Source organism: Mycobacterium sp. MAA66 (assembly GCF_041261665.1).
GTDB lineage: Bacteria > Actinomycetota > Actinomycetes > Mycobacteriales > Mycobacteriaceae > Mycobacterium.
This window is the reverse complement of the sequence record NZ_JBGCCC010000002.1, coordinates 312,948-339,505: the sequence shown is the minus strand read 5'-3', so window position 1 is coordinate 339,505 and position 26,558 is coordinate 312,948. Positions and strand designations below refer to the sequence as shown.

The following is a 26,558-nucleotide window of genomic DNA, read 5'->3' as shown; positions in this document are numbered from 1 at the left end:
CGTTCGTCCACTGAGCCGGCCGATCAGACGTCGAAGTTGTCACCGACATTCTGTGTCCAGTGGGTGTGGTCCGCCTACTCACCGGCTGCCGTTGCCCTTGGCGATCTGCAACACCGTGCGTGCCGCCACAGTTGGATTTTCTGCCCCCCCGGTTGCCTGGGCAATATGGGTGCACGTGGTGTCGATGGCCGAGATCACCCCGGCGAGGCCGGCCGGATGTGCCACGGTAACGGTCAGTTCGACTGTCGACGTACCGCGGTCGATGACCGCTTTTCCCTTGGCGGACTGGACATTCGGCTCTTGCGCCAAGGCGGCAGCAGCTGCCGAGGCGACACCGTCCAGGTTCACGGTGATAAAACCCGGGCAAGTGGTGCCGGGAACGCGCAGCACCGGGGCCTTGCGGACCGGCACGTGCAAGATCAGCCAGGACAGTCCGATCAGCACCAGTAGTGCTCCCGCTGCGGCCAGTCCCCATGGCCACCATGTTGAGGTGGTGGCACGCACGACCGGTCCTGCGCTGATGCGTTCGGGTGCGGCGCGCATCAGATGAGTCGGCCACAGCACCGCTGCAACTCCGATTGCGGTCACCGCGATACCGGTGGACAGTGTCGCAGCGCGATTCAGCAGATCAGTCGGGTGCAGGCTCACGCTGGCCCGCTCGTGCCGATTCGCACCGCGATTTGCGGTGGCGGTAAAAGGATTTCGGTGGCGCTACCGACCGCAGCGGTGATCGCGCCCTTGGCTGCGACATCGGACTCGACACCCGCGAGTCCGACGTAGAGCACTACCTTGCGGCGGGTCGCCTGCGACTGCAGCACCTCGACGCCGGGCACAGTGGATGCAGCGTAGGAAGCCAGACGGGCTACGTCGCTCGGGCGCATCCATACCGATCCCGCCGCGTCGACGGCGACGACCGTCTTGCGCCTGGGCCGCAAGGCCATGAATACCAGCCAGGCGCCGATGACCAGCGCGCCGGCGCCCATCGGGACCATCCACCACTGACGGTGCAGACCGTTCAGGGCGGTGGCGGCGGACCCGATCCACGGTGTCCCCGCGACCCAGCCCAGCACGACACCGGCTTCACGCAGAACCACGACTCCGCCGATCAGCAGGATCAGCGCCAGCACCACTGCGATGCGCCGAGCGGTGGCGGGGGCGACCGGCACCCGCCCTGGTATGGGAAGCGCAATGGCGTCGGCAGTCATCATCGAGTCCTTTTCACGTCTCTGGTGGCAGTGCTGAGTTGCTCGACGGTGACGTCGACGCGGTCGACATGCAGTCCGGCCATGCTCGACAAGGTCTGCGCGACGTTGCGCTGCACCGCGCGCGCGACGTCCACCGCCGGCGCGGGCCACGCCACGGTGACCTTGAGGTGGGCGGTCACTCGATTGCCGGTGACGGTGAGCTGCGCTTGGGGCAGCGACCGGCCCGCGATCTTGGTCAGGCCGGCGGAGAACGGCTGCACGTCGGGCGTATCGAGCGCGGCGCGCACCGCCAGCCGTTGCGCGACCTTCTCACGCACGGTCAGGGTCCCCCGGGTTGCGGCTTCGTCATCGGAAACCGCCTGCGGTAACGGCGGTTCCACGCCCTCTGCCTCTGCGTCTGCCTCAGTCACGGCCGCGGCCCCGCAGCACGGCTGACAGGTCGAGTTCGCCGTCGCGGTGGGCGCCGATCAGATAACCTGCCACGCCGAGCAGCAGCGTGATGACGAAACCCCACAGTCCGCCGGCCGCCGCAGCCACACCGAGCAACAGACCGGCAACCAAACCCAGTGTCGACGAGGTCATGGCATGAACCTTTCAGTCAGCAAAAGACTTTCGAAGTAGAGGGTGTGGCGGCGCGCCCCTCGTCGCGCCGCCACACCGCGGTGCACTATTGCAGTTCTCGTCTGGACGCCGGTGTCACGGGAACGAGATCTTCAACAGTGATGTCGACAGGCAGATCTGTCAGTGCGGCAACCGCACGCTGAATGGCGGTGGCGGTCTCACGCACCGGCGCGTTCAGCGTCAGGCTTACGTGGACATCCACGCGGTCCGTGCTGATCCGCACACCGGACACCCGGCGCCCGGGCAGGTACGTGGCCACCTCGCCGAACATGCCCGCGTGCAGCGCGGCCACTCCATCGACTGCGGTGACAACAGCGGCAATCCGATCTGCGTCATCCTCGGGGAAGTTTGTCTCCGTGGGCCTCTCACTGGACACGGGCTGGTGCTGCCTCGGTGTCATCGCTGCCGTCGCCATCCAGATGCACGTCGTGCACTGTGATGTTCACCTCGGCGACCTCCAGGCCCGTCATCCGCTCGATCGCGGCGATGACGTTTCGGCGGATGCCGGCGGCCAGATCGGCAATCGCCACCCCGTATTCGGCGACAATGTCGATATCGACGGCGGCCTGCTTCTCGCCGATCTCCACCGATACGCCCTGGCTCTGGTTGACGCTGGCGCCCGGAATCCGCTCACGTAAAGCGCCGACCATCCGCGACGTGCCACCGCCCAGGTCGTACACGCCGCTGACCTCGCGGGCGGCGATCCCTGCGATCTTCGAGACCACCACGTCCGCGATGGTCGTCTTGCCCTGCGCGCTCACCAACGGCGATCCCTGATATGGGCTCACTGCTTTGCCGGACGTCTCCACCTCGGCCTGTGCGCTGGTCATCACCACTCTCCTTCCGACGGATACATGGGGTAGTCGCTAAAGCGCCCGCGAACCGAACGTGCCCGCAGGGGTGATACAGGACACACTGCAACTGGCATCCAAAAGGAGCCATACCGCGCTTGTTCTTGACATCAGGCCTATATTTTCGAAGCAGCGGTGCGTAGCTGGGAGCGGAGTGTGGTGATAGCGCCTACTGGTGGCGACCTATGCCACGCTGATGATGAGGCGCTGCGCGTCTCGGCGGCAGTCGGTGATCGAGAAGCGTTCGACGCCATTGTGACCCGTTACGGACCGGTGCTCTACCGGTACGCACGGCGAATGCTCGCCGCAGAGGCGGACGCCCCAGATGTCGTGCAGGACACCTTCGTTGCAGCCTGGCAGCAGATCGGCGCCTTCCGCGGCAGCTCGTCACTGCGGACCTGGTTGTTCGCGATCTGTTACCGCAAAATCGCTGATACGCACCGGCTCAAACGTGCGCGACCGGTCGAAGACTGGGTGTTGGAACCATTGGCCGGACCCGACACGTCCGCTGATCCGTTCACCGCGGCGTCCAATGCTGCATTTCTGGCGGCCCTGGAACTGGCGCTGGAAGAGTTGCCGGTGCGCCAACGCGCGGTGTGGATGATGCGGGAGATCGAATCGATGACGTTTCCCGAGATCGGCGAAGTGCTCCACCTCAGTGCTGATGCAGTGCGTGGACACCACATTCGCGCTACCAAGAGTTTGCGAGTTCTGTTGAGGAGGTGGCAGTGATGGAGCCTGATCCTGTCCTGCACCGCGCTGCCTCATACCTGAGGTCTGTGCCAGAACCCGGCTGGGACGCTATCAGCGCCAAAGTACGTGCAGCTGTACACGCCGCAGCCCGCGTCGGTTGGCCGGTCCGAGCCTCTCGGGACGCCAAGGGCGGAGTGGTATACATCAGCGATCACGCGCTGCGCAGCCTGCTCGCTCGAGAGTTACGGCGCAAGTTCGTCTGCCAGCCGACCCGAATCGCTTTCACGTTGGAAGGCACGGAGCTGTGCGCCGTCGACATCGATGTCACCGGAAGTTACGGCACCCAACTACGCGACCTGGGCGATGACATCCGTCAAACGGTGTTCGACGTGATCCGTCTCATCTTCGAGGACCTCGACGACGATGGCAGTACTCCGGCCGGCCCGATCGATGTGACCGTCACCGATGTCGTCGACGGCGATCCGCTGGGATAGTCGCGGGTCTAGTTCTGGCCCAAGGGTATTCGTCGACCGGTGTCCCGGTGTCCCGGTGCGTCGGGCGACGCACACCGCGGTCGCCATCCGCTTGCGCCTTTCCGACGATCCGCCCTACCCGGCTGGTGGCGCCAGTCCAGCGGAGTCTTCGAATGAGATTGCGGGACAGTACATATGGGCCGCCAAGCTGCGTCAGGCGCCATTGCGGCGATGACGCCCTGGTGTTCGTTTCCCGGCTACTCCATCACGCGAAGTCGCCAGACTTCTCACTTCCGATCGGATCGAATCAGGCAGTCCGTTCAGCCTGCGACAACAACCTGCGAATGCGGCCCGCCACCGCGTCTTTCGACAACGGCGGTTCGGCCTTTCTGCCTAATTCTTCGAGCGAGGCCAGCGGGTACTGCAGTCGCAGTCTGCCCGCCTCGGCGAGTGGTTCAGGTGCCGAATCCCCCAGGATCGTCAATGCCGCGCTGACACGGGTAACCGCATCCGCCGCGGCCTCAGCGGAACGTCGGGCGTTCGCAGACTCGAAGTTGGCCTGTAATACCTTCGGCGCCGCCGCCACCCGCTGGCGCCGAAGAACCCAGGACCTGCCCGCCGCCGGTGCGCCCATCCTTGCGAGCAGTGTCTCGACGTCCGACTCGTCCCGTACCACCACCCGCTCGACATCCTTTGAGTCACGTGCCTTGGCAGCAACACCCAGCCTGCGGGCCATGCCGACCAGAGCCAGACCGGCTTCGGAGGCAGGTGACCTCACCGAAAAACCCTTCATCCGGCCGAGTTCATGAAGCGACCCACCGGCCAGGAAGGCTCCGCGCCACGCTCCGGCCGCATCCTCTGCACTGCCCCGCACGAGGTGAGCCGGCAAGCCGAACGCCGGCCGACCGCGATGATCGATCAGACCTGTTTGCCGTGCCAAGTCCTCGGCGTCCCGGGCAGCCACCAGTACAAACGCGTCCTGTCGGCAGGCGCTGCCGGAGGTGCGATGTCGGATCAACGCTTCATGCCCGAAAAGATCGTGCAAATCGCGGGCCACTCGCTGCGCGATGACCGCATGGTCGATCTCGGCTTGAATCACCGCGCGGCCGGCCACGACGCGCAGCGCACCGGCAAAACGAAGGAACGCAGTAACTTCCGCCTTACGAACAGACGCGCAACGCGCGGCCACCTGACTCAGTTCAAGCTTCGCGTCAGCAGTCATCCCCATATTGCCAACATCCCCCTCGCCATAGGCGGCTACGCGCCCTGCAACCATCACTTACCGTCGTCGCAGTGGATCTACCCGGCCCGAACTTCCCAGGCCATCACTGCATCAAGAAACCCCCGAAGGTGTAGTCGCAGGACCGACAGGAAACCGAACGGTGACCCTGGCCACACCCAACGCGCGGAGATTCGCGAACCGATGCCTGCTGCGGGTTGCGTACCCGGACGCGCTGCTATCCGTGAGCTGCTCGAAGGAAACCAGACAGGTGAGCTGATCACCGAAGTGCCGTGAAACTTATTGCCAGCCTCGATGTTCCGCGCTGAAGACACAGTTTCTGCTCGCCATCGAGGTGGTCCGCCGTGCTACCGCAAGTCTTTGGCCGCGTACTTCGTCCGCCACTTCGAGGTTGGTGCCGAAAAATCAAGGTCGGGTCCAACCGCACATCGTTGGACATTCGAAATGAGAATTGGAAACGCAGTTCGAGAATCAACAGACATCGTCGACGGTAGCGAGATGGGTCGTGGCAGGCCAGGCATTGCGACGGCGGCGATTTCCGGCACGGTATCGGTGCACCGGGGCATAGGGTGTCGCGTAGCTCGTGGATGATTCCGACCGGGGAGGACAAAGCAATTGGCCGAATTCGTAGCGGCAATCGACCAGGGCACCACCAGCACCCGGGCCATGATCTTCGATCACTCGGGGCGCGAGGTCGGCCGACACCAACTAGAGCACGAGCAGATCCTGCCGCGCGCCGGCTGGGTCGAGCACAACCCGGTGGAGATCTGGGAGCGCACCGGCTCGGTCCTGCAGACCGCGCTGAACAAGACCCACCTGTCGGCGGCGGACTTGGTCGCACTGGGCATCACCAACCAGCGTGAGACGACGATGGTGTGGGACCGCAACACCGGTCGTCCGTACTACCACGCCGTGGTCTGGCAGGACACCCGCACCGACCGGATAGCCGCCGCCCTGGATCGCGACGGGCGAGGTGACGTCATTCGCAGCAAGGCGGGACTGCCGCCCGCGACATACTTCTCCGGCGGCAAGATCCAGTGGATCCTGGAGAACGTCGACGGTGTCCGGGAGGCCGCCGAGCGAGGCGATGCGATCTTCGGCACCTGCGACACCTGGGTGCTGTGGAATCTGACCGGCGGCGCCCGCGGCGGCGTCCACGTCACCGACGTCACCAATGCCAGCCGCACCATGTTGATGAACCTGGAGACGCTGGACTGGGACGACGAGTTGTTGTCGTTCTTCGGGATTCCGCGGCAGATGTTGCCCCGGATCGCCTCGTCGTCGGTTGCCGAACCCTATGGGCTGACCGCAGCGGACGGTCCGCTGGGCGCGGCCGTGCCGGTGACCGGAATTCTCGGCGATCAGCAGGCTGCGATGGTAGGGCAGGTGTGCCTGTCGGCCGGGCAGGCCAAGAACACCTACGGCACTGGAAATTTCCTACTGCTCAACACCGGCGAGAAGATCGTGCGCTCTCAGCATGGCTTGTTGACCACCGTGTGCTACCGCTTCGGCGACGCGAAACCCGTTTACGCCCTCGAAGGTTCGATCGCGGTCACCGGCTCCGCGGTGCAGTGGCTGCGGGACCAGCTGGGCATCATCGGTGGTGCTTCGGACAGCGAGACGCTGGCCCGCCAGGTCGAGGACAACGGTGGCATGTACTTCGTGCCGGCATTCTCGGGTTTGTTTGCGCCCTACTGGCGTTCGGATGCACGCGGTGCGATCGTCGGCATGTCCCGGTTCAACACCAACGCGCATCTGGCCCGCGCGACACTCGAGGCGATCTGCTATCAGAGCCGTGACGTCATGGAAGCCATGGAGGCCGACTCGGGTGTGCACCTGGAGGTGCTCAAGGTCGACGGTGGTATCACGGCCAACGAATTGTGCATGCAGATCCAGGCCGATGTCCTCGGCGTCGAGGTGGTGAAGCCCGTCGTCGCCGAAACGACGGCGCTCGGTGCCGCGTACGCGGCGGGCCTTGGCGTCGGATTCTGGTCGAATCCCGATGAACTGCAGGTCAATTGGCAAGAAGACAAGCGGTGGACGCCGTCGTGGGATGAGGACAAGCGGGCCGCCGGCTACGCGGGGTGGCGCAAGGCCGTGCAACGCACCCTGGACTGGGTCGACGTCGACTGATCCGCGCCGAGATCGCGCTCAGCGAGAAGGCATCCGGTTGACGTCGGCGAATTGCCGTCGGGGCGCCCACCCACGCGCGGTTAGGCTGCTTGCCGGGGGATGCACATGGTTCGGCGGCTCGATGCGCAACTTGAGGCCAGCGCCCGACGCTTTCAGACGCGACGGCTGATCCACGCACTGGTGCGCCGCGACACCGCGATGGTCGACGAACCCGCACGGAACCAATCGATTTCGCTTGTGGTCGGTTGGTTGGCCGGGGTGATGGCCGTCGCGGTCTGCGCCGTCATCGCGGTCGTGATCCCACCGGACTCGGCCGGTGATGCGCCGATCGTCATGGTGCGGGATACCGGGGCTCTCTATGCACGGGTGGACCATCGATTGCACCCGGTGTTCAACCTGACTTCGGCCAGACTCATCGCCCGGGCCCCGGCGAACCCGACGGTCGTCAGTGCCGCCGCGATCGGTCGTGCCGACCGGGGTCCGGCTGTAGGTATTCCAGGCGCGCCGGCACATCTCGGGGTGCCGGCCGAGGTCTCGTCCTGGTTGGCCTGCGACGCCGGCAAGACGGTCATGGTCACCGGTGCAGCGGCACAACACCTTGATGGACTCGACGCGTCGACGCCCGTGCTCGCGACCCCGGCGGGGGAGAGCACCGCCGTCACCTATCTGCTGTACGACGGTAAGCGCGCCGAGGTCGACCTGCGGGATCTCGCGGTGGCACGGGCACTTCGGCTCGATGGTGTTACCGCCCAGCCGGTTTCGCGTTCGGTGCTTGATCTCTTGCCCGAGTCGCCGACCATCGGCGCGCCGCCGATGGTCGGCCTGGGTACGCCAGGGCCACTCGGTTACCGGGTCGGTCAGGTGGTGCGACTGCCACGCACCGGGTCCGTCGAGTACTACGTGGTGTTGGCCGACGGTCTGCAACGAATCGGCGAGGTTGCCGCTGACATCATCCGATTCACCCACGGCATCGGCGGCGGTGACGTCCCGACGGTCGAACCGGCCGCCATCGCGGGGGTCGACGCAGTGAATGTCCTGGCGGTATCGAGCTTCCCGATGCAGGCCCGGCCGCCGGTCGGTCACGGCGCGCCGGGCGTATGCGCCCAGTGGCGATCCGACACGTCGGGCGCCAATACCGTTGCGCTGACAGGAAAGCCGACCTTCGGGGGCGAGGTCGTCCTAGCCCAGGCCGACGGCGGTGGCCCGCGCGTCGATTCGGTGGTCGTACCGGGCGGACGCAGCGTCTACCTGCGCGCCGCCGGGGTGACCGGAGACGCGGGCGGCGGGTCACTGTATGTATTGGCCGATTCCGGTGTGCTGTACGGAATCCCGGATGAACAGACGGCGGGGTATCTCGGCCTGTCCGGCCCGCCGGTCCGTGCGCCATGGCCGATGCTGGCCCAACTGCCGCAAGGGCCGGAGCTCAGCACCGAGGCCGCGGCACTGCAGCGCGACGCCTTAGTCGTGCGTCCGTAGCCGCAGAGCCCGCAGTGCCAGCGCCACCACCACGCAGAAGACGGTGCCGACGACCGCGATTCTGCGCGGCAGCGGATCGACGGCCTGTCGCGACGCGCCGGGATGAGCTGGCTGCGGTGCGGCGGCGGCAGCGGCCAGGCCCGGACCGTCGGCGCTGACCGCGGCCAACGCGTCGACCACACCATGGCCGACCCGCGGATTCCAACCGCCGGCAGGATGGCGGGCGGTGTCCTTGATTCGGGCCATCACCTGGTGCGCGGTCAGGTGTGGCGATCGTGAACGGACCAGTGCCACCACGCCACTGGCCACCGGGGCCGCATAGCTGGTACCGGACAGGGGCCGCCGCTGCGCGTCGTCGGGCCGGGTATCGGTGAGCTCATCGCCGGCGGTGGCCAGCGACACCACGTCTTCCCCGGGGGCCGCGACATCGACCCATGGCCCGGCCAGGCTGAATTGGGATGCCGCACCGTCGGCCCGGACCGAACCAACCGTCAGCACGTAGTCGTCGTACCAGGCCGGGCTGACCACGGATTCGACTTTCTCCCAATCGGGGGCGGTGGAGGTCACCGCGTTCTGCTTGTCGCACCCGCCGCCGAGGTTGCCGGCGGCGGCGACCACCACGACATTGCGTACGTCCACCGCGTAGGCCAACGCGGCGCCCAGGGCGCGATCATCGAGCGGTTCGGTGACCGGTTGGCATGCGACCGACGAGATGTTGATAACGGTGGCGCCGGCATCTGCGGCGGTCCGGACGGCCCGGGCCAGCGTGTCGACGTCGCCGAGGCCCGACGTTGAGCGGTCAGCGGTCAGTCGGAACCTGTTGCTGGACTGCCGGATAGCCATGATGGTGCTCTCCGGCGCGATACCACCGAAGCTGCCGAGGGGAGCGGACCCGATGATCCCGGCCACCGCGGTACCGTGACCGTCGCAGTCCTGCGTGCCGTCACCAGAGGACACGTAGTCGCCCGCCGGGAGTAGATGTGGCAGCAGCCGATGGCGCGCGACGCCGGTGTCGATCACCGCGACCGTCTGCCCGGCCCCGCGGGACAACGGCCACACCGTGGACAGATTCCACGACGGAAGATGTTCACCTGCGGTCGATTTGGCTGCGGGCGCGGCAGCGCACCGACCGCTCTGCTCGGTTGGTCCCGGCGGGGTCGGCGCCGTTGCGGGCGGCAGGTACGACCGCTCGACCGGCGGTGGTGCCACGGCCACCGCTTGCGGGGCCGGGGCCGTCAGGTAGAGCAGCATCAGCACCGCAGCCAGGCGCTGCGGACGGGTCATCCGCCGCGGGCCATGGCGTATATGTCGACGACCCAGAGGGCCGACGGCACCAGCAGTGCCAGTGTGACCACTTCCGCGTGCGCCAGTACGCGCAGTGCGGCGGCGCGAGGTGCGGCGCAACGCAGAGCCACGACACCGGTGGCCAACACCGTCAATGACAACCACGGCACCCACGCTGGGTGCTGAACCGCGGTTGCGGCGAACGCCGCAGTTGCACAACATAATCCACTGACCGCCACCGCCCACCGGCGTTCGGCATCAACGAAGGTCAACACGCGCAGCAGCGTCGCAGTGGTCAACAACCAACCGAACACCAGGGCCGCTCGTCGATGGTCGACCGCGACGTAGCCGGCGCCGATGGCCGCCGCCGCCGCGGACCCGAGCACCAGTCCGGTCAGCACGCGATGTGCCTGCACCGCCCGCTGCGGCGGCGGCAGACCAGGTGTGGATCCCGCGGCCGACAGTGCCAGCCGCGGCGCCGCGGACAAGACGGTGAGCGCCAGCGTCGACACGGTGGCACCGAGTGCGCCCGTGGGTAGATGACGGGCGGTTGCGAGCGCCGCGGTCAGAGCAATCGGCACGCAGCAGCCGACCGTACCGGCCGCGACCGGCAGCGCTTCGGGGCAGCTGCGCAACAGGACCACCGACGCCGATATCGCAGCGACCGCCGCCAGCAGCGCGTTCGGTGCGGACGGTCCGGACGGTACCGCTAGAAACCCCGCCGCTGATCCGAAAATAATTGCGGCACAACCCAACACCGCACCGATCGGATGGTCGGACCGGCCGGCCGATACCGCGGCGGCGACGCAGCCGGCGGCGGCGGCGAGCGATCCGAAGAGGGCGCCGCCGTGCCTGCCGGCGAATACTGCCGTGAGCACGACCGCCCAGAGGAATACCATCTGCGGTATCGCCGATGACGATGCGGGTGACACGGCGGCGGCTGCGGTGAGTTCTACGGCGTCTCGGGGTCGCGTTGACATCGGCGGCACCGGCGCTGGCGTCAGGACGAGAAGCTCACCGTCTTCGATCATGTTCTGGCACAGCGAAATCGACTCATCCACTCGACCGCCGTTGAGCCGGGACAGATACCACCCACCCAGTTCGGGCGGGGCGCCTGTCAACGTGACGATGGTCGGCAGCAACTCGGCCACCGGCGCGGTGGCGGGCAGCACCAGGTCGAAGCTGCGGGCGGCATCGGTTTGTACCGACAGCCGACATATCAACCCCGACATGGCATCACCCCCGAACTCACCTTAGGTGCGTTCGCGAACCGTTCTCGACGCCAAAATTGGATGGAACCGAACGCCGGTGACGAACGTCTGATAGACGATGAAGTTCACCCGAACGCCTCGCGATCCCGCGGCCTTTCCGGTCACCGGTGATATCGAGGTGCGCCAACCGCCGGCACTACCCGGGGCTGCCCCGACACCGCTGGCGGGTCGGCTGGTCCCGTTGGTGATGGTGGCGGCGATGGCCGGTATGACGCTGCTCTACTTCAAGTCTGCAAACGGTGTATCGCGCAACCCGATGTTCTTGTTGTTCCCCGCGATGATGGCGATCTCGGTGCTTGGCAGCGCGGTGTATGGCTCACGTGGTGTTCGACGCACCTCCGAGATCGATGCCGACCGCCGCGAATATCTGCGGTACCTCGCCGCACTCGGCGAATGTGCCGACCGTTGTGCCCGGGACCAGCACGACTGGTTGCACCGGACTCATCCGGCACCGAAAGCGTTGTGGCACAGTGTTGGCACCCAACAGATGTGGCAACGTCGGCCGGTCGATCCGGATTTCACCGAGGTGCGCGTCGGTATTGGCACAGCGCCGCCATTCGATCGTCTGGTGGCAGATTCAGCGGCCACCGAAGAGCATCGTGACCCGGTGACCTTCGGGGCTCTGGACGAGCTTCTGCAGAGCGCTGCGGTCATCGGTGGTGTGCCGGTCACCCTGGTGCTGAATCGGCATCGACGGATCACGGTATGCGGAGAGGGCGCGGCGGGCCTGGTTCGGGCCATGATCTGTCAGTTGACGGTATGGCACGGGCCGGATCATGTGCGGGTGCTCGCGGTCACCGCGAGCGCGAGCTGGGATTGGCTCAAATGGCTGCCGCATCACTACCGGACCGGTTGCCTCGGCGCGTCGGCCCTGCGCTTTTCCCGCGCTGAGCGGGCAGCAGAGGTCTGCGATGCATTGCCGGGATGTCATGTCGTGGTGATCGCCGACGGCTTGATGGCCGGCGAGCTGCAAGACCGCGACGACGTCACGGTGGTCGAACTGGCCGAATCGGGATCGGCGGTTGCCGGACCGGGCTTCACCGTCGTCGGTGATCAGCTGGACGGCTGTGGAATCACGGGCTTTCCGCGCGTGGTCGCGCCCGACTCGCTCTCGGCTGCCCAGGTGTTGAGTTGCGCCCGGAAGATGAGCAGATTTGAACTGGTAGAAGGAAATTCGTCGGTACCGTCTGACTGGGCCGGTCTGGTCGGCATCGATGATCCGGCCGCGTGGCGGCCCGAACGCACCTGGTCGGAACGCGGGATCGGGAGTTTGTTGAGGGTGCCGGTGGGGGTCGGTGACACGGGCGCGCCGGTTCACCTCGATCTCAAAGAATCGGCGCAGCGCGGCATGGGACCGCACGGGTTGTGCATCGGCGCAACGGGTTCGGGTAAGTCGGAATTCCTCCGGACCTTGGTCCTGGGTCTGATCAGCACGCACTCACCGGACGACCTCAACCTCATTCTGATCGATTTCAAAGGCGGTGCGACCTTTCTCGGCTTCGACCAGGTCCAGCACGTCTCGGCGGTGATCACCAACCTCGCGCGAGAGGCTCACCTGGTAGAGCGGATGCGCGAGGCACTGGCCGGTGAATTGATCCGCAGGCAAGAGTTGCTCAGGGCCGCCGGCAACGTCGCCAATATCGGCGAATATCGCCGGGTGCGTGCTGAATGCACCGCATTGGATCCGATGCCGGCATTGTTCATCGTGGTCGACGAGTTCTCTGAATTGCTGAGCCAACAGCCGGATTTCGCGGATATATTCGTCGCCATCGGACGGCTCGGACGGTCGTTGGGCATCCATCTGTTGCTGGCCAGTCAGAGGCTGGAGGAAGGCCGGCTGCGTGGACTGGAAACCCACCTGTCCTACCGAATCTGTCTGAAAACGTTTTCGGCGACCGAATCCCGGACCGTGATCGGCGTTCCAGACGCCCACCAGCTCCCCAGTATCCCCGGGTCGGGATATCTGCGAACCGCTGACGGCGAGCTCATCCGGTTTCGCGCGGCGTTCGTCTCGGGACCGATGCCCACCGACAGGCAGCTCCGACCTGGACTCTTCACCGGGACGGAGCAACTCTGCGACCTGCCGGCGGCCGGCGGTCAGACTGTGTTGCAGTCGGTTGTCGATCGACTCGCCGGGCTCGGCGCGAGCGCCCATCGGGTCTGGTTGCCGCCGCTGTCCCAGTCACCGGTGCTGGCCGACTTGCTGATCAACCGCGGTGGGGACAACGGACCGTCGATGTGCGTGCCGATAGGACTGGTGGACAACCCGATCGATCAGCGGTACGACGTTCTGCCGGTCGACCTGCGCGGTGCCGGCGGAAATCTGGCGATCGTCGGTGGGCCACGATCAGGTAAGTCCACCGCACTGCAGACGGTGCTGCTGGCGCTGGCCGCAACCCACAGCGGCCGGCGGATCAGCATCTACGGCATCGACCTGGGCGAGGGTGCGCTCGCCGCGCTGAGCGCGCTACCTCAGGTAGGTACGGTGGCAGGGCGTGACGAGCCGGATTTGTTGCGGCGCATCATCGCTCAACTGAGCTCATTGATCAGTCGTCGCCAGGGCGCACGATCGGGTGAGGGCGGATACCGCGACGGCTTCGGCGAGGTGATCCTGGCGATCGACGGATGGGCGGCCCTGCGCCGCGATTTCGGCGACCTGGAGGACGCCGTGACAAGCATTGCGGCCCAGGGGCTTTCCGTCGGCGTGCATGTGGTATTGACGGCGCCGCGGTGGGCTGATCTGCGGCCCGCGCTGAAGGACCAGTTGAGTTCGAGGATCGAGCTCCGGCTGGGAGATCCGGCAGAGTCCGAGATGGACCGCCGTCGAGCCCTGTTGCTCGCCGACCGACCGCCGGGTCGCGGCATCACCCGCGAGGGGAAAGAGTTCGTCGTCGCGCTGCCCCGGATCGATGCGGTCGTCGGTGCCGCCGATGACCAGGCGCCGCGGATCGCCCTGCTGCCGACCCGGGTGAGCGTCGAGGCGTTGAAGGGCTTGGATCCAAGGGATTTCGTGATCGGCCTGGCCGCCGACGACCTGCAGCCCACCGTGTTGGACCTGCCGGACGAGCCGCTGCTGATGATCCTCGGGGACACCGCATGCGGCAAGACCGCGACGCTGCGCGCCTTGTGCCGGTCGATCATGTCTGCCGCCATGGCGGCGCAGCTGCTGATCGTCGATTTCCGGCGCACGCTGTTGGGGGTCGTCGAGCGGTCCCATCTGGCCGGGTATGCGATGTCGACGGTGACCGTGGAAGCCGAACTGGCTGCGGTACTTGATGAATTGACCGCGCGCCTGCCCGGTGCCGGCATCACCCAACAGCAGCTGCGGGATCGTTCGTGGTGGTCCGGACCCGAGTTGTATGTGATGGTCGACGACTACGACCTGGTGGCCGACAGCGCGGCTAACCCGTTGCTCGCGCTACTGGACCTGCTGCCGCATGCCCGCGACATCGGACTGCATGTAGTGATCGCCCGCCGTTCCGGTGGTGCCGCCCGCGCCATGTTCGACCCGATACTGGCTCGCATGCGCGATCTGGGTGCCACCGGTTTGCTGATGAGCGCCAGTCCCGAAGAGGGCGTCTTGATGGGAGGTTTGCGCAGTACCCCGATGCCGCCGGGCCGGGCCGTCATCGTTCGGCGGGCGCAGCCCGAACAGGTGGTGCAGATCGGCTGGAGTGAACCGCCGTGAGCGGTGGCGCGGTGATCGTGGTCGGTCCAGCCACGGTGTGTGGGCCGGGCGCCGTCGACGCCGACCTGGCGATGTCGGCACTCTGCTGTATCGACGATGATGTCGGCCTGGTCGGCACGAAAGTGGTCAGATCCCAGACGGTTTGGTCCGATGTGATGACCGCCGCAGTCGGTGCGCCGGTGGATCGGCTGTCGGTCGTGTGTCCGTCGTATTGGCCGGCCAATCGGATCGGCCGGGTACGGGATGCCGGTCGAGTGATGGCCCCTGAGGTGGTGGTCAGGGACCGGCGTGATGCGTTGCGGGAGATCGCAGGAGGGACTGACTCCCCGGTCATCGAAATCGGCGAGGATCTGGTGGTGCTCTCCCGCCCAGGGAGCCCGGCCGCGGCTGCTCGACGATCGAGTGCTGCGCTGGAACTGATGGTGACACAGCATCTTCCGGGCGCTCCGACAGTCATCATCGATGCTCCGGAGGGCATCGTCGGTGCTGGGCAGGTGTCGGCTGAACTCGCCAAGCTGTTGGACCGCAACGGAATAGAGGTTGTCACGCTCAGTTGTGCCGACCTGTGTCGTGCTGCAGACGTGCCGACGCCCGGGCGGTGGCCACTGGTACGCGTCGGTGCGGTGGCGGTCACGCTGGCGGTGGCAGGTGTTGCGGTGTTCAGTGGACAGGACATGGAGGTGCGCGCGCCGCCGCCCGCCGCCGATGCCGAGCTGACCTGGGTGGTCGAGGGTCACGTGGCGGTGCGGGTGCCGGCCCGGTGGGCGGTGAATCGGGCGGCCTCTGGAGCGGGATCGGCTCGGGTGCAAGTTGTTTCACCAGACGATCCCGGGCGCATCATCCACTTCACCCAGACCCCGGTGCCGTCCAGACCGACCCTGGCCGAGAGTGCCCAGGTCCTGCGCACCGCAGCAGCGGCGCTGCCCGATGGCGTCATTGTGGACTTCGACGATTCCGCGACGGTCGCGGGCAGGGCAGCGGTGACCTACCGCGAGGTGCGCGCCGACCGTGCGGTGCGGTGGACGGTGGTCCTCGATGACGCGATCCGGATCGCGATCGGCTGCCAGGGGTCCGAAATCGCCGATCGCTGCGATCAGGCGATTCGGTCCGCGCACCGGGTGGGCTGAAAAAATGTTGGCCGACAAGGGAACCGAACGGCGCTCCGGTGCGTCCAATCATCAAACGCGATGAAAGGAACATCATGAGTGGGGCACTGACAACCGATCTCGACCTGATGGCCGCAGTGGCCGGCAAGGTCGACGCACGCAATGAAGAGATTCGCGCGATGCTGGCCGGCTTCATCGGGCAGATGACCGCTATCCCGCCCGGCGTGTGGGGCGGGGCGGCCGCGATGCGGTTCCAGGACGTCGTCGATCGCTGGAACAGCGAATCGGTGAAACTGCATGCCGCGCTCGGCCGGATCGCCGAGACGGTGCGACGCAACGCAGACACCTTGCGCGAGGCCGGAGAACTACACGGCCAGCGGATCGCCGCCGTCGCTCAGGCCCTGTGAAACCGGCGAGATCGGAGAATCCATGACATCACTGACCTACGACTTCGGCGAGATCGAATACACGGTCCGCCAACAGATTCACTCCACCTCGGCGCGGCTCAACGCCGCGCTGGAGGATCTGCGCCGGTCGATCGCGCCGCTGCAGGCCACCTGGACCCGTGAGGCCGCTGACGCATTCCGGATGGAACAGACCCGGTGGGACCAGTCGGCCGCGGCGCTCAACGACATGCTGCACAGCCTCGGAAACGCGGTTCGCGACGGCTCCGATGACGTCGCCGCCACTGACCGCAGGGCCGCCTCGGCTTGGGGTTTCTAGCCCCTCCATGACTCTGCGTGCCCTGCCTTGGAGGAGAGCCTGGGCAGGGCACGCAGTGGCCGAACCAGCTGCCGGAATACAGCCGATTCGACTACTGTGGCGCGCACGCGGGCTACCACACCGGACCCGCGAGGAGCGTGATAGTCGTGGGAGCCAGCCGCAGCGGGGGGCAGTCGTCAGCCTCTGAGCTGTACATCGTGCACCAGCGTTTCGTCGCCGGCGAGATCGATGTCGGTCAGCTTGACTCGGCACCGTTGCGGCCGCTGATCGCGCAGAGCTGGCAACGAAGTCTGGCCACCGGTGTGGACCCGGATCGCGGCGGCGCCCAGAACTCCCGGATGTCGATGACCATCGAACAGATCAGGGCGGCTCAACCGTTGGCCCCGGCGCTGCCGGTCATTCGCAGTCTGCTGGTCGACGATGCCCGCGACTCTGGCGTGGTGGTCGGGATCACCGCCGCGGACGGCACCTTGCTGTGGGTGGAAGGCGATCCACAGGCCTGCGGCCGGGTTGAGGCGATGGATTTTGTGCCGGGCGCCGACTGGAGCGAGCGGGGCGCCGGCACCAACGCCCCGGGCACTGCGCTGGCGTTGGACCGCGGGGTGCAAATTCATGGCTCCGAGCATTTCTCGCGGCTGGTCCACGCGTGGACCTGTACTGCTGTGCCGGTACACGACCCGCAGACCGGCGAACTCATCGGCACCATCGACCTGACCGGCGACAGTCAGTTGGCGACGCCGCAGACCCTGGCTCTGGTACGCGCGACTGTGGTTGCCGTCGAGAACCACCTGGCGCTGCAGCGACTGACCCGACCCGACACCGCAGCGGCCGCCGACGCCCGGCTGACGGTGTTGGGCGCCGACCGCCCGCGCTGGGTGGTCACCGACGACGACGGCCGCCCGCGCCACCACACGTTGACCGGCCGGCACGCGGACATCCTGGTGCTGCTGACGCGTCATCCCGAGGGCCTCAGCGCCGATCATCTGGCAATGTTGTTGGACGACAACGATCTTGACGCGGTGACCATCAGGGTCGAGATGTCCCGGCTACGACGGGTGATCGGCGCGCAGTATGTGGCGTCCCGGCCGTACCGACTGCTGGCTCCCGTGGACACCGACCTCGCCGAGGTCTTCACCGCCCTGCAGCACGGTGATGTGGACGCTGCGCTGTCGCAATACCGCGGCGCCCTGCTACCGCAGTCGGTGTCGCCGGCGATCGCGCGGCTGCGCACCGAACTGGGGGAGAGCCTGCGCAGTGCGGTGCTGTCGGCCGCGGCATCGGGCGACCTCCGTGCGCTGCGCCGGTGGCTTGCGCTACCCGACGGTCGCGACGACCGGCACGGCTGGCAGCTGTTGCGCAACCACCCGGCGGCCGACGCCGCGACCCGCGCGCAGGCCGTCGGGCATCTGGCCGGGCTGGACGCCGAGCTGGCCTGACGGGTTGCAACGAACGATGCAACTGTGATGCAACGCCGCGCGCCTATCCTGAGTGATGAGCAACACATTTTCGTCGCACACGGCTAGGAGTGGTCCATGACTGTTTACGCGCGTCCCGGTGCCGAGGGTTCGGTAATGACCTACCCGGCTCGCTATGAGAATTTCATCGGTGGCGAGTGGGTCGCGCCCTCGGCTGGCCGGTACTTCGAGAACCGGACCCCGGTGACCGGCCAGGTGTTCTGTGAGATCGCCAGGTCGGACGAGTCCGACGTCGAGAAGGCGCTGGACGCCGCGCACGCTGCCGCGCCTGCCTGGGGCAAGACGTCGGCGGCCGCGCGCGCCCGGGTGCTGAACCTGATCGCCGACCGCATGGAGCAGAACCTGGAGGCCATCGCGGTCGCCGAGTCTTGGGACAACGGCAAGCCGGTCCGCGAGACCCTCAACGCCGACATTCCGTTGGCCGTCGATCACTTCCGGTACTTCGCTGGTGTGTTGCGCGCCCAGGAAGGCTCGATCTCTGAGATCGACGACGACACCGTCGCCTACCACTTCCACGAGCCGCTCGGTGTGGTCGGGCAGATCATCCCGTGGAACTTCCCGATCCTGATGGCGGTGTGGAAGCTGGCGCCCGCGTTGGCCGCGGGCAACGCGATCGTGCTCAAGCCCGCCGAGCAGACCCCGGCGTCGATCATGTTCCTGTTCTCGGTCATCGGTGACCTGCTGCCGCCGGGTGTGGTCAACGTGGTCAACGGGTTTGGCGTCGAGGCCGGCAAGCCGCTGGCCTCGAGCAACCGGATCGCCAAGATCGCGTTCACGGGCGAGACCACCACCGGCCGGTTGATCATGCAGTACGCCAGCCAGAACCTGATTCCGGTCACCTTGGAACTGGGCGGCAAGAGCCCGAACATCTTCTTCTCCGATGTCATGGCCGCCGCCGACGACTACCAGGACAAGGCCCTGGAAGGCTTCACCATGTTCGCGCTGAACCAAGGCGAGGTCTGCACCTGCCCGTCTCGGTCGCTGATCCAGGCCGACATCTTCGACGAGTTCCTGGCGCTGGCCGCGGTCCGCACCAAGGCGGTGCGGCAGGGCGACCCGCTGGACACCGAGACGATGATCGGTGCGCAGGCCTCCAACGATCAGCTGGAGAAGATCCTGTCCTACATCGAGATCGGCAAATCCGAAGGGGCTCAATTGGTTACCGGCGGCGAGCGGGCACAGCTCGGTGGCGACCTCAATGGTGGCTACTACGTCAGCCCAACCATCTTCTCGGGTAACAACGGCATGCGGATCTTCCAGGAGGAGATCTTCGGGCCGGTCGTCTCGGTGACGTCCTTCAAGGACTACGAGGACGCCATCTCGATCGCCAACAACACCCTTTACGGCCTGGGTGCCGGGGTGTGGTCGCGCAACGGCAACGTCGCCTACCGCGCCGGCCGGGACATCAAGGCCGGCCGGGTGTGGACCAACTGCTACCACATGTATCCCGCGCACGCGGCGTTCGGCGGCTACAAGCAGTCCGGTATCGGCCGCGAGAACCACAAGATGATGCTGGACCACTACCAGCAGACCAAGAACCTGCTGGTGTCGTACTCCACGAAGGCCCAGGGGTTCTTCTGATCTGACGCGCGCCCGCCCCTCTGACGACGGGCGGGCGTTGGTCGACGCTAAAGCGTTCGGCGACAAATCAATTCACGTCGGCACCAGGCTTCTGCCTGGGGGCCAGATTCATCGTGGCCGCATGCCATCCCGAAGGAGTTTGCAGTGTCAGTTACCAATTCACCCAGCGAGCATTCCGCCCGCGGAGTCGAGGAACACGTCGAAACCGACGAATACCTCCAGAAGCGCCAACTCAAGAAAGGCACCGCAGGCTGGCTGCTACTGGCAGGCCTCGGCGTCAGCTATGTCATCTCCGGCGACTTCTCCGGCTGGAATTTCGGTCTCGCGCAGGGCGGATTCGGCGGCCTGCTGATCGCCGTGGTCATCATCGCCGCGATGTATTTCTGCATGGTGCTGGGGCTCGCCGAGCTGTCCTCGGCGTTGCCCGCGGCCGGCGGCGGCTACACCTTCGCCCGTCGCGCACTGGGCCCCTGGGGCGGTTTCGCCACCGGGACCGCGATCCTCATCGAGTACTCGATCGCTCCGGCCGCCATCGCCACTTTCATCGGCGGCTACGTCGAATCGTTGGGGCTGTTCGGCATTCACAAGGGCTGGTGGGTCTACCTGGCAGCGTTCGTCATCTTCATCGGCATCCACCTCGCCGGCGTGGGTGAGGCGCTGCGGTTGATGTTCGTCATCACCGCGATCGCGTTGCTGGGTCTGATCATCTTCGCGATCAACGCTTTCGGGAGTTTCGACATCGCCAACCTGACCAACATCGCTCCCGATGCTGCGGCGGCCGGCGCGTCGTCCTTCCTGCCGCACGGGTACCTGGGCATCTGGGCGGCCATTCCGTTCGCCATCTGGTTCTTCCTCGCCGTCGAGGGCGTCCCGCTGGCGGCCGAGGAGACGGCCAACCCGGAAAAGAATGTGCCGCGCGGCATCATCGCCGCGATGACCGTCCTGATCGTCACCTGCGTGACGGTGCTGTTCCTGGCCACCGGCGCCACCGGCGCGGACGCGATGTCGCACGTCGATGATCCGCTGGTGCAGGCCCTCGGCGGACAGGGCCTGGCTGCCAAGGCAGTCAACTACATCGGCCTGTTCGGTTTGATCGCCAGCTTCTTCTCGATCATCTACGCCTACTCCCGCCAGACGTTCGCCCTGTCGCGGGCCGGCTACCTGCCCACCAGGTTGTCGGTGACCAACAAGCGCAAGGCTCCGACTCTCGCGCTGATCGTCCCGGGCATCGTCGGCTTCCTGCTGTCGCTGACCGGCCACGGCGACCTGATCCTCAACATGGCCGTCTTCGGCGCCGCGCTGAGCTACGTGCTGATGATGATCAGCCACATCGTGCTGCGGGTCCGCGAACCCGGCATGAACCGGCCGTACCGCACCCCTGGCGGCGTCGTCACCACCGGCTTCGCCCTGATCATCGCGGTGGTGGCGGTCATCGCGACCTTCCTGGTCGACCCGGTCGCGGCCGGCCTATGCCTCGCGGTGTTCGCCGCTTTCATGTTGTACTTCGCCTTATACAGCCGGCATAAGCTGGTTTCCAATTCGCCCGATGAAGAGTTCGCCATGCTTGCCGAAGCGGAGAGTGAGCTGAAATGAAATACCAGCAGCGGGTTTCGGGTGTGAACTACACCTTCGACGGTCTCGTGGACCTGATGGCCAAGGCCACGCCGCTGCGCTCCGGAGATCAACTGGCCGGCTGCGCAGCGGGCAGCGACGCTGAACGCGCCGCCGCCGCATGGGCCCTCTCCGAGCTGCCGCTTCAGACTTTCCTCACCGAAGCGGTGGTCCCGTACGAGACCGACGAGGTCACCCGGCTGATCATGGATTCCCATGACCGGCAAGCATTTTCGGAAATCTCCCACCTGACGGTGGGAGATTTCCGGGACTGGCTGCTGGCCATCATCGACCGCGATGACGCCGCCGCGCGGATCGCCGCCGTCGCACCCGGCATCACCCCGGAGATGGCCGCAGCGGTCTCGAAGATCATGCGGAACCAGGATCTGATCGCCGTCACCGCGGCCGCCCGGGTGCAGGCGGCCTTCCGCACCACCGTCGGCCTGCCGGGGACGCTGGCGACCCGGTTGCAGCCCAACCATCCGACCGACGACCCGCGGGGCATCGCCGCGGCGGTGCTGGACGGTCTGTTGATGGGCTGTGGGGACGCCGTCATCGGCATCAACCCGGCCACCGACTCGCCGCAGGCCACCGCCGACCTGCTGCACCTGCTGGACAACATCCGCAGCCGGTACGACATCCCGGCGCAGTCCTGCGTGCTGTCGCACATCACCACCACGATCGGGCTGATCGAAGCCGGCGCGCCGGTTGATCTGGTGTTCCAGTCGGTGGCCGGAACCGAGGGCGCCAACAAGGCCTTCGGCGTCGACATGGCGCTGCTGCTGGAGGGCAACGAGGCCGGACGCTCGCTGGGACGCGGCACCGTCGGCAACAACGTCATGTACCTGGAGACCGGGCAGGGCTCGGCCCTGAGCTCCGGCGCCCACCTGGGTACCGGAGGCCGGCCCGTCGACCAGCAGACGCTGGAGGCCCGCGCCTACGGCGTGGCCCGTGCGCTGGACCCGCTGCTGGTGAACACCGTCGTCGGGTTCATCGGCCCGGAGTACCTCTATGACGGCAGACAGATCATCCGTGCGGGACTGGAAGACCACTTCTGCGGCAAGCTGCTCGGCCTGCCGATGGGTGTCGACGTCTGCTACACCAACCACGCCGAGGCCGACCAGAACGACATGGACAACCTGCTGACGCTGCTCGCGGCGGCCGGATGTGCGTTCGTGATCACGGTGCCCGGCGCCGACGACGTGATGCTCGGCTACCAGAGTCTGTCGTTCCACGACGTGCTGGTGGCGCGACGGACGCTGGGGTTGCGGCCGGCACCGGAGTTCGAGGCGTGGCTGCACGGCAGCGGCATGATGGACGACGCCGGCCGGCTCACCCAATTCGATCTGCGGCACTCGCCGCTTCGCGCGCTGACCCAGGCGGGGTGAACATGACTTCCGAAGATGTTGCGGTCCAAGAATTTTGGGATGAACTACGCAAGACCACACAGGCCCGGATCGGGCTGGGGCGGGCCGGTAACGCGTTGCCCACCCGGCGGGTCCTCGAGCTGGGGGCTGCCCATGCGGCGGCCCGCGACGCGGTGCACGAGCCGTTGGATGTCGAAGCGCTGACCGAGCGGGTTCGCCAGATCGGCATCGGCGAGCCCGTGCATGTGCGCAGTAGGGCGGAGTCGCGCACCGAATACCTGTGCCGGCCGGATCTGGGCCGAGTGCCGGCCGAACCGCTGGAGGTTCCCGAGACGCCCGCCGACATCGGCTTCGTGCTGGCCGACGGGCTCTCGCCGTACGCCCTGGCCAAGCACGGCCCGGCGCTGCTCCTCCACATGGTCGCCGCGCTGCGCGATGACTACACCCTGGCACCGCCGGTGATCGCCACCCAGGCCCGCGTCGCGCTGGGTGATCACATCGGGGCGGCCGCCCGGGTCCGCACGCTGTTGGTGATCATCGGGGAGCGCCCCGGACTGTCGGTCGCCGACAGCCTCGGCATCTATCTGACCCACCTGCCGATGCCGGGCCGCACCGACGCCGATCGCAACTGCATCTCCAACATCCACCCGCCCGAGGGGCTGGGGTATTCGGAGGCTGCGCGCGTGGCCGCGGGGCTGGTGTCCGGCGCCATGGCGTTGGGTCGGTCCGGTGTCGACCTCAAAGACACCTCGCGCGACACCTCGCTGGGGACCGCGGCAGCTGCTGAGCTCACTTAGCGCCCCTCGAAAGTTGGGTTGTGTGCCAAAAGTCGGCCGAAGTTGACAGACCGGCCAACACTCGGCGTTGGGCCGGCCCGACGCGTTTTGACCTGCGGCGACGCCCACAGGTAAGCTCCTTCGTTGGTGCGCTGCAGGCCGAGAGGCCAGTGGTTCCCGGGTCACCGTCGGTCGCCGGGAAATGCCAGGTCGCGCACTTGATCGACACCCGGTAGCTCCGGGACTCAACCCGAGAAGAAGAGGTATAGCTGTGCCTACATTCACGCCGAAGGCGGGTGACACCACACGTCAGTGGTACGTCATCGACGCCCAAGACGTGGTGCTCGGCCGGCTCGCCGTCGAAGCAGCCAAGCTGCTCCGCGGCAAGCACAAGCCGACGTTCACGCCGAACACCGATGAGGGTGACTTCGTCATCGTCATCAACGCCGAGAAGATTGCCCTGTCGGGCAAGAAGCTCACCGACAAGTTTGCTTACCGCCACTCGGGTTTCCCGGGCGGTCTGCGCAAGCGTTCCATGGCCGAGCAGCTGGTGAAGTACCCGACTCGCGCCGTCGAGAACGCGATCATCGGGATGCTCCCGCACAACAAGCTCAGCCGACAGGTTCAGAAGAAGCTGAAGGTGTACGCGGGTCCTGATCATCCGCACGCCGCGCAGCAGCCGATTCCTTACGAGATCAAGCAGGTGGCCCAGTGACTGAAGTCGACGTAACTGAAGTGACTGAAGTGGCCGACGTCGAGGTGACCGAAGAAGCGGCACCGCGCGAGCCCGTCTACATCGACCGTCCCATCCAGACCGTCGGTCGCCGCAAGGAAGCCGTCGTCCGCGTTCGCCTGGTGCCCGGCACCGGCAAGTTCAACCTGGACGGCCGCTCGCTCGAGGACTACTTCCCGAACAAGGTGCACCAGCAGCTGATCAAGGCTCCGCTGGTGACCGTCGACCGGGTCGACACCGTGGACATCTACGCCCACCTCGATGGTGGCGGCCCGTCGGGCCAGGCCGGCGCGCTGCGTCTGGCCATCGCCCGTGCGCTGATCATCGTGCAGCCCGAGGATCGTCCGGCACTGAAGAAGGCCGGGTTCCTGACCCGTGACCCGCGTGCCATCGAGCGCAAGAAGTACGGCCTCAAGAAGGCCCGTAAGGCGCCTCAGTACAGCAAGCGCTGATCGTTTCTGCTCGTCGGCGGGCGTGTCGCAATGTGGACACGCCCGCCTTCGGCGTTTTATGAGGAGGGTCCTGCCCTCGGCTTTCTTGGAGAGGTGTGCATGGCACGGCTGTTCGGTACTGACGGCGTACGCGGGGTCGCCAACCGCGATCTGACCGCCGAGTTGGCGCTCGGCCTGGGGTCGGCCGCGGCACGCCGGTTGGGCGCCACCGGAGGAACCGGGCGTCGGGTCGCCGTCGTCGGCCGTGACCCCCGCGCCAGCGGGGAAATGCTGGAGGCCGCGGTCATCGCCGGCATCACCTGCGAAGGCGTCGACGTGTTGCGGGTCGGCGTACTGCCGACCCCTGCCGTGGCATTCCTGACCGCGTCGTACGACGCGGATCTCGGCGTGATGATCTCCGCCTCGCACAACCCCATGCCGGACAACGGCATCAAGATTTTCGGGCCCGGTGGACACAAGCTCGACGATGACACCGAGGATCGCATCGCCGAACTGGTGGCGGCCGGAGCGGGTAGTCGACCGGTCGGCGCCGACATCGGGCGAGTGGTCGACGCCCCTGACGCACTGGAGCGCTACCTCCGGCACGCCGCGCAGGCCGCGCCGACTCAGCTGAACGGACTGACGGTCGTCGTCGATTGCGCGCACGGTGCCGCATCCGCCGCCGGTCCCCGCGCATACGGGGCGGCCGGTGCCAACGTCATCGCGATCAATGCAGAACCCGACGGCCTGAACATCAACGAGGGCTGCGGCTCGACCCACATGGAGCAGCTGCGACAGGCAGTCGTCGCACATGGTGCCGATCTCGGTCTGGCTCACGACGGGGACGCCGACCGGTGTCTGGCGGTCGATGCGACCGGCACAGTCGTCGACGGCGACGCGATCCTGGTGGTGTTGGCGCTGGCGATGAAGGAGGCCGGCGAGCTGGCCTCGGACACCCTGGTGGCCACCGTGATGAGCAACCTCGGACTGCACATCGCAATGCGTGAGGCCGGGATCGAGGTCCGCACCACCGGCGTCGGTGACCGTTATGTGCTCGAGGAGTTGCGGGCCGGCGCGTTCTCGCTGGGCGGTGAACAGTCAGGCCACATCGTGTTGCCCGCGCTCGGTACCACCGGCGACGGCATCGTCACCGGCCTGCGTCTGATGGCGCGGATGGCGCAGACCTCGTTGACGTTGGCCGAATTGGCCAAACCCATGCAGACCATGCCGCAGGTCTTGATCAATGTCGAAGTGGCCGACAAGTCCACCGTCGCGCAGGCGCCGTCGGTGCGCAGCGCGGTCGCCGAGGCGGAAGCCGAACTCGGCGACTCTGGTCGAATTCTGTTGCGGCCCTCGGGAACCGAGCAGGTGGTTCGGGTGATGGTCGAGGCCTCTGACGCGGACACCGCCAGGACACTGGCCGCGCGGGTCGCCGAGTCGGTCAGCGAACAGCGCTGAAACATTCTTCGCCCCGAATGGAACCGAACGGGCTCGGTGTGCGTCCAAGGTGGGTATGGGAGAACGTGATGTTGCTCGGATAGACCCGTCGGCGCTGCGCGAGGTTGCGCGGCGATACCAATCGGCCGCCGACGCGCTGTCCGGCACGGTGGTGCCGTTGTTGCGCTGGTCTTTCGGCGCCCATTGTGCGGGCCGCGACTACACAGCCCGCGGCGAGGCACTGCGATCGGCGCTGGAGCATTCAGTCGATCAGCTGCGACTGTGGTCGCGGGCGGTGACGGAAACCGCGGTGGCCCTGCAGGTTACCGCAGATCGGTACGTCGCGACCGACGCCCTTGCGGCATCCCGGATCGGTTAGTCCG

25 protein-coding genes and 1 pseudogene are annotated in these 26,558 nt (G+C 66.7%); 17 read left to right on the top strand and 9 right to left on the bottom strand.

Annotated elements, in window-relative coordinates; translation table 11 throughout:
- Positions 1–78: 78 nt before the first annotated feature.
- From ABIA30_RS08110 to ABIA30_RS08085, 6 genes are all read right to left on the bottom strand, one after another.
- Positions 79–648 carry a hypothetical protein gene (locus tag ABIA30_RS08110; protein WP_370063965.1) on the bottom strand — a complete coding sequence of 190 codons (570 nt, stop codon included), beginning with the start codon at positions 646–648 and terminating at the stop codon, positions 79–81.
- On the bottom strand, positions 645–1,205 hold the full coding sequence (locus tag ABIA30_RS08105) for a DUF6286 domain-containing protein (protein ID WP_370063963.1): 561 nt from the start codon (positions 1,203–1,205) through the stop codon (positions 645–647). Before ABIA30_RS08105 ends, ABIA30_RS08110 begins: the two co-directional genes overlap by 4 nt.
- Positions 1,205–1,615, bottom strand: coding sequence for an Asp23/Gls24 family envelope stress response protein (locus ABIA30_RS08100; protein WP_370063961.1), 411 nt, complete (start codon positions 1,613–1,615; stop codon positions 1,205–1,207). Before ABIA30_RS08100 ends, ABIA30_RS08105 begins: the two co-directional genes overlap by 1 nt.
- Positions 1,608–1,787, bottom strand: coding sequence for a hypothetical protein (locus ABIA30_RS08095; protein WP_370063959.1), 180 nt, complete (start codon positions 1,785–1,787; stop codon positions 1,608–1,610). The genes ABIA30_RS08100 and ABIA30_RS08095 overlap by 8 nt, the downstream gene beginning before the upstream one ends.
- A gap of 85 nt (positions 1,788–1,872) precedes the next feature.
- A complete protein-coding gene (locus ABIA30_RS08090; RefSeq protein ID WP_370063957.1) occupies positions 1,873–2,202 on the bottom strand; it encodes an Asp23/Gls24 family envelope stress response protein in 330 nt (109 codons plus the stop codon).
- Entirely contained in the window at positions 2,192–2,656 is a 465-nt protein-coding gene (locus ABIA30_RS08085) for an Asp23/Gls24 family envelope stress response protein (RefSeq protein WP_370063955.1), read from the bottom strand. Before ABIA30_RS08085 ends, ABIA30_RS08090 begins: the two co-directional genes overlap by 11 nt.
- A gap of 177 nt (positions 2,657–2,833) precedes the next feature.
- Here ABIA30_RS08085 and ABIA30_RS08080 point away from each other — a divergent pair, with 177 nt between their 5' ends.
- Positions 2,834–3,409 (top strand): RNA polymerase sigma factor, encoded by a 576-nt coding sequence (locus ABIA30_RS08080; protein WP_370063953.1) that lies wholly within the window; start codon positions 2,834–2,836, stop codon positions 3,407–3,409.
- Complete coding sequence (locus ABIA30_RS08075) at positions 3,409–3,864, top strand: hypothetical protein (protein ID WP_370063952.1); 456 nt, start codon at positions 3,409–3,411, stop codon at positions 3,862–3,864. Before ABIA30_RS08080 ends, ABIA30_RS08075 begins: the two co-directional genes overlap by 1 nt.
- A gap of 286 nt (positions 3,865–4,150) precedes the next feature.
- Here the strand turns inward: ABIA30_RS08075 and whiA are convergent, their stop codons facing one another.
- Entirely contained in the window at positions 4,151–5,065 is a 915-nt protein-coding gene (gene whiA, locus ABIA30_RS08070; RefSeq protein WP_370063950.1) for a DNA-binding protein WhiA, read from the bottom strand.
- Positions 5,066–5,698: 633 nt separating this feature from the next.
- Here whiA and glpK point away from each other — a divergent pair.
- Positions 5,699–7,216: a glycerol kinase GlpK gene (gene glpK / locus ABIA30_RS08065; RefSeq protein ID WP_370063948.1), complete on the top strand. Its 1,518-nt coding sequence runs from the start codon at positions 5,699–5,701 to the stop codon at positions 7,214–7,216.
- 105 nt (positions 7,217–7,321) lie between these two features.
- Complete coding sequence (gene eccB / locus ABIA30_RS08060) at positions 7,322–8,692, top strand: type VII secretion protein EccB (RefSeq protein ID WP_370063946.1); 1,371 nt, start codon at positions 7,322–7,324, stop codon at positions 8,690–8,692.
- Here eccB and mycP read toward each other — a convergent pair.
- Positions 8,675–9,976, bottom strand: coding sequence for a type VII secretion-associated serine protease mycosin (mycP, locus tag ABIA30_RS08055; protein WP_370063944.1), 1,302 nt, complete (start codon positions 9,974–9,976; stop codon positions 8,675–8,677). The two genes, eccB and mycP, sit on opposite strands and share 18 nt — an antisense overlap.
- A gap of 62 nt (positions 9,977–10,038) precedes the next feature.
- A pseudogene (gene eccD, locus ABIA30_RS08050) lies at positions 10,039–11,208 on the bottom strand (type VII secretion integral membrane protein EccD); the annotation flags it as partial.
- Positions 11,209–11,305: 97 nt separating this feature from the next.
- On the opposite strand from eccD, the gene eccCa reads away from it, so the two are divergent.
- From eccCa to ABIA30_RS07985, 13 genes are all read left to right on the top strand, one after another.
- Entirely contained in the window at positions 11,306–14,935 is a 3,630-nt protein-coding gene (gene eccCa, locus ABIA30_RS08045; protein ID WP_370063942.1) for a type VII secretion protein EccCa, read from the top strand.
- Positions 14,932–16,062: a type VII secretion-associated protein gene (locus ABIA30_RS08040; protein ID WP_370063940.1), complete on the top strand. Its 1,131-nt coding sequence runs from the start codon at positions 14,932–14,934 to the stop codon at positions 16,060–16,062. Before eccCa ends, ABIA30_RS08040 begins: the two co-directional genes overlap by 4 nt.
- A 74-nt stretch (positions 16,063–16,136) precedes the next feature.
- Positions 16,137–16,448 (top strand): WXG100 family type VII secretion target, encoded by a 312-nt coding sequence (locus ABIA30_RS08035; protein WP_370063938.1) that lies wholly within the window; start codon positions 16,137–16,139, stop codon positions 16,446–16,448.
- Positions 16,449–16,470: 22 nt separating this feature from the next.
- A complete protein-coding gene (locus ABIA30_RS08030) occupies positions 16,471–16,764 on the top strand; it encodes a WXG100 family type VII secretion target (RefSeq protein ID WP_370063936.1) in 294 nt (97 codons plus the stop codon).
- A 137-nt stretch (positions 16,765–16,901) separates the two neighbouring features.
- Positions 16,902–18,200, top strand: coding sequence for a GAF domain-containing protein (locus ABIA30_RS08025; RefSeq protein ID WP_370065446.1), 1,299 nt, complete (start codon positions 16,902–16,904; stop codon positions 18,198–18,200).
- Positions 18,201–18,296: 96 nt separating this feature from the next.
- Entirely contained in the window at positions 18,297–19,820 is a 1,524-nt protein-coding gene (gene adh / locus ABIA30_RS08020; protein WP_370063934.1) for an aldehyde dehydrogenase, read from the top strand.
- A gap of 144 nt (positions 19,821–19,964) precedes the next feature.
- Positions 19,965–21,413 (top strand): ethanolamine permease, encoded by a 1,449-nt coding sequence (gene eat, locus ABIA30_RS08015; protein ID WP_370063932.1) that lies wholly within the window; start codon positions 19,965–19,967, stop codon positions 21,411–21,413.
- Positions 21,410–22,819 (top strand): ethanolamine ammonia-lyase subunit EutB, encoded by a 1,410-nt coding sequence (locus ABIA30_RS08010; protein WP_370063930.1) that lies wholly within the window; start codon positions 21,410–21,412, stop codon positions 22,817–22,819. Before eat ends, ABIA30_RS08010 begins: the two co-directional genes overlap by 4 nt.
- Before the next feature lie 2 nt (positions 22,820–22,821).
- A complete protein-coding gene (eutC, locus tag ABIA30_RS08005) occupies positions 22,822–23,595 on the top strand; it encodes an ethanolamine ammonia-lyase subunit EutC (RefSeq protein ID WP_370063928.1) in 774 nt (257 codons plus the stop codon).
- Between the two features lie 250 nt (positions 23,596–23,845).
- Entirely contained in the window at positions 23,846–24,289 is a 444-nt protein-coding gene (gene rplM, locus ABIA30_RS08000) for a 50S ribosomal protein L13 (RefSeq protein WP_370063926.1), read from the top strand.
- A gap of 29 nt (positions 24,290–24,318) precedes the next feature.
- A complete protein-coding gene (gene rpsI / locus ABIA30_RS07995; protein ID WP_370065444.1) occupies positions 24,319–24,759 on the top strand; it encodes a 30S ribosomal protein S9 in 441 nt (146 codons plus the stop codon).
- 99 nt (positions 24,760–24,858) lie between these two features.
- Positions 24,859–26,196: a phosphoglucosamine mutase gene (glmM, locus tag ABIA30_RS07990; protein ID WP_370063924.1), complete on the top strand. Its 1,338-nt coding sequence runs from the start codon at positions 24,859–24,861 to the stop codon at positions 26,194–26,196.
- 55 nt (positions 26,197–26,251) lie between these two features.
- Positions 26,252–26,554 (top strand): ESX-1 secretion-associated protein, encoded by a 303-nt coding sequence (locus ABIA30_RS07985; RefSeq protein ID WP_370063922.1) that lies wholly within the window; start codon positions 26,252–26,254, stop codon positions 26,552–26,554.
- The last annotated feature ends 4 nt before the right edge of the window (positions 26,555–26,558 follow it).

Excerpts from the sequence above, each read along its gene's own strand:
- ABIA30_RS08105 (WP_370063963.1), bottom strand. The coding sequence starts at position 1,205 with ATGACTGCCGACGCCATTGCGCTTCCCATACCAGGGCGGGTGCCGGTC.
- ABIA30_RS08095 (WP_370063959.1), bottom strand. The coding sequence starts at position 1,787 with ATGACCTCGTCGACACTGGGTTTGGTTGCCGGTCTGTTGCTCGGTGTG.
- ABIA30_RS08085 (WP_370063955.1), bottom strand. The coding sequence starts at position 2,656 with ATGACCAGCGCACAGGCCGAGGTGGAGACGTCCGGCAAAGCAGTGAGC.
- ABIA30_RS08075 (WP_370063952.1), top strand. The coding sequence starts at position 3,409 with ATGGAGCCTGATCCTGTCCTGCACCGCGCTGCCTCATACCTGAGGTCT.
- whiA (WP_370063950.1), bottom strand. The coding sequence starts at position 5,065 with ATGACTGCTGACGCGAAGCTTGAACTGAGTCAGGTGGCCGCGCGTTGC.
- eccB (WP_370063946.1), top strand. The coding sequence starts at position 7,322 with ATGGTTCGGCGGCTCGATGCGCAACTTGAGGCCAGCGCCCGACGCTTT.
- mycP (WP_370063944.1), bottom strand. The coding sequence starts at position 9,976 with ATGACCCGTCCGCAGCGCCTGGCTGCGGTGCTGATGCTGCTCTACCTG.
- eccCa (WP_370063942.1), top strand. The coding sequence starts at position 11,306 with ATGAAGTTCACCCGAACGCCTCGCGATCCCGCGGCCTTTCCGGTCACC.
- ABIA30_RS08035 (WP_370063938.1), top strand. The coding sequence starts at position 16,137 with ATGAGTGGGGCACTGACAACCGATCTCGACCTGATGGCCGCAGTGGCC.
- ABIA30_RS08030 (WP_370063936.1), top strand. The coding sequence starts at position 16,471 with ATGACATCACTGACCTACGACTTCGGCGAGATCGAATACACGGTCCGC.
- adh (WP_370063934.1), top strand. The coding sequence starts at position 18,297 with ATGACTGTTTACGCGCGTCCCGGTGCCGAGGGTTCGGTAATGACCTAC.
- ABIA30_RS08010 (WP_370063930.1), top strand. The coding sequence starts at position 21,410 with ATGAAATACCAGCAGCGGGTTTCGGGTGTGAACTACACCTTCGACGGT.
- eutC (WP_370063928.1), top strand. The coding sequence starts at position 22,822 with ATGACTTCCGAAGATGTTGCGGTCCAAGAATTTTGGGATGAACTACGC.
- glmM (WP_370063924.1), top strand. The coding sequence starts at position 24,859 with ATGGCACGGCTGTTCGGTACTGACGGCGTACGCGGGGTCGCCAACCGC.
- ABIA30_RS07985 (WP_370063922.1), top strand. The coding sequence starts at position 26,252 with ATGGGAGAACGTGATGTTGCTCGGATAGACCCGTCGGCGCTGCGCGAG.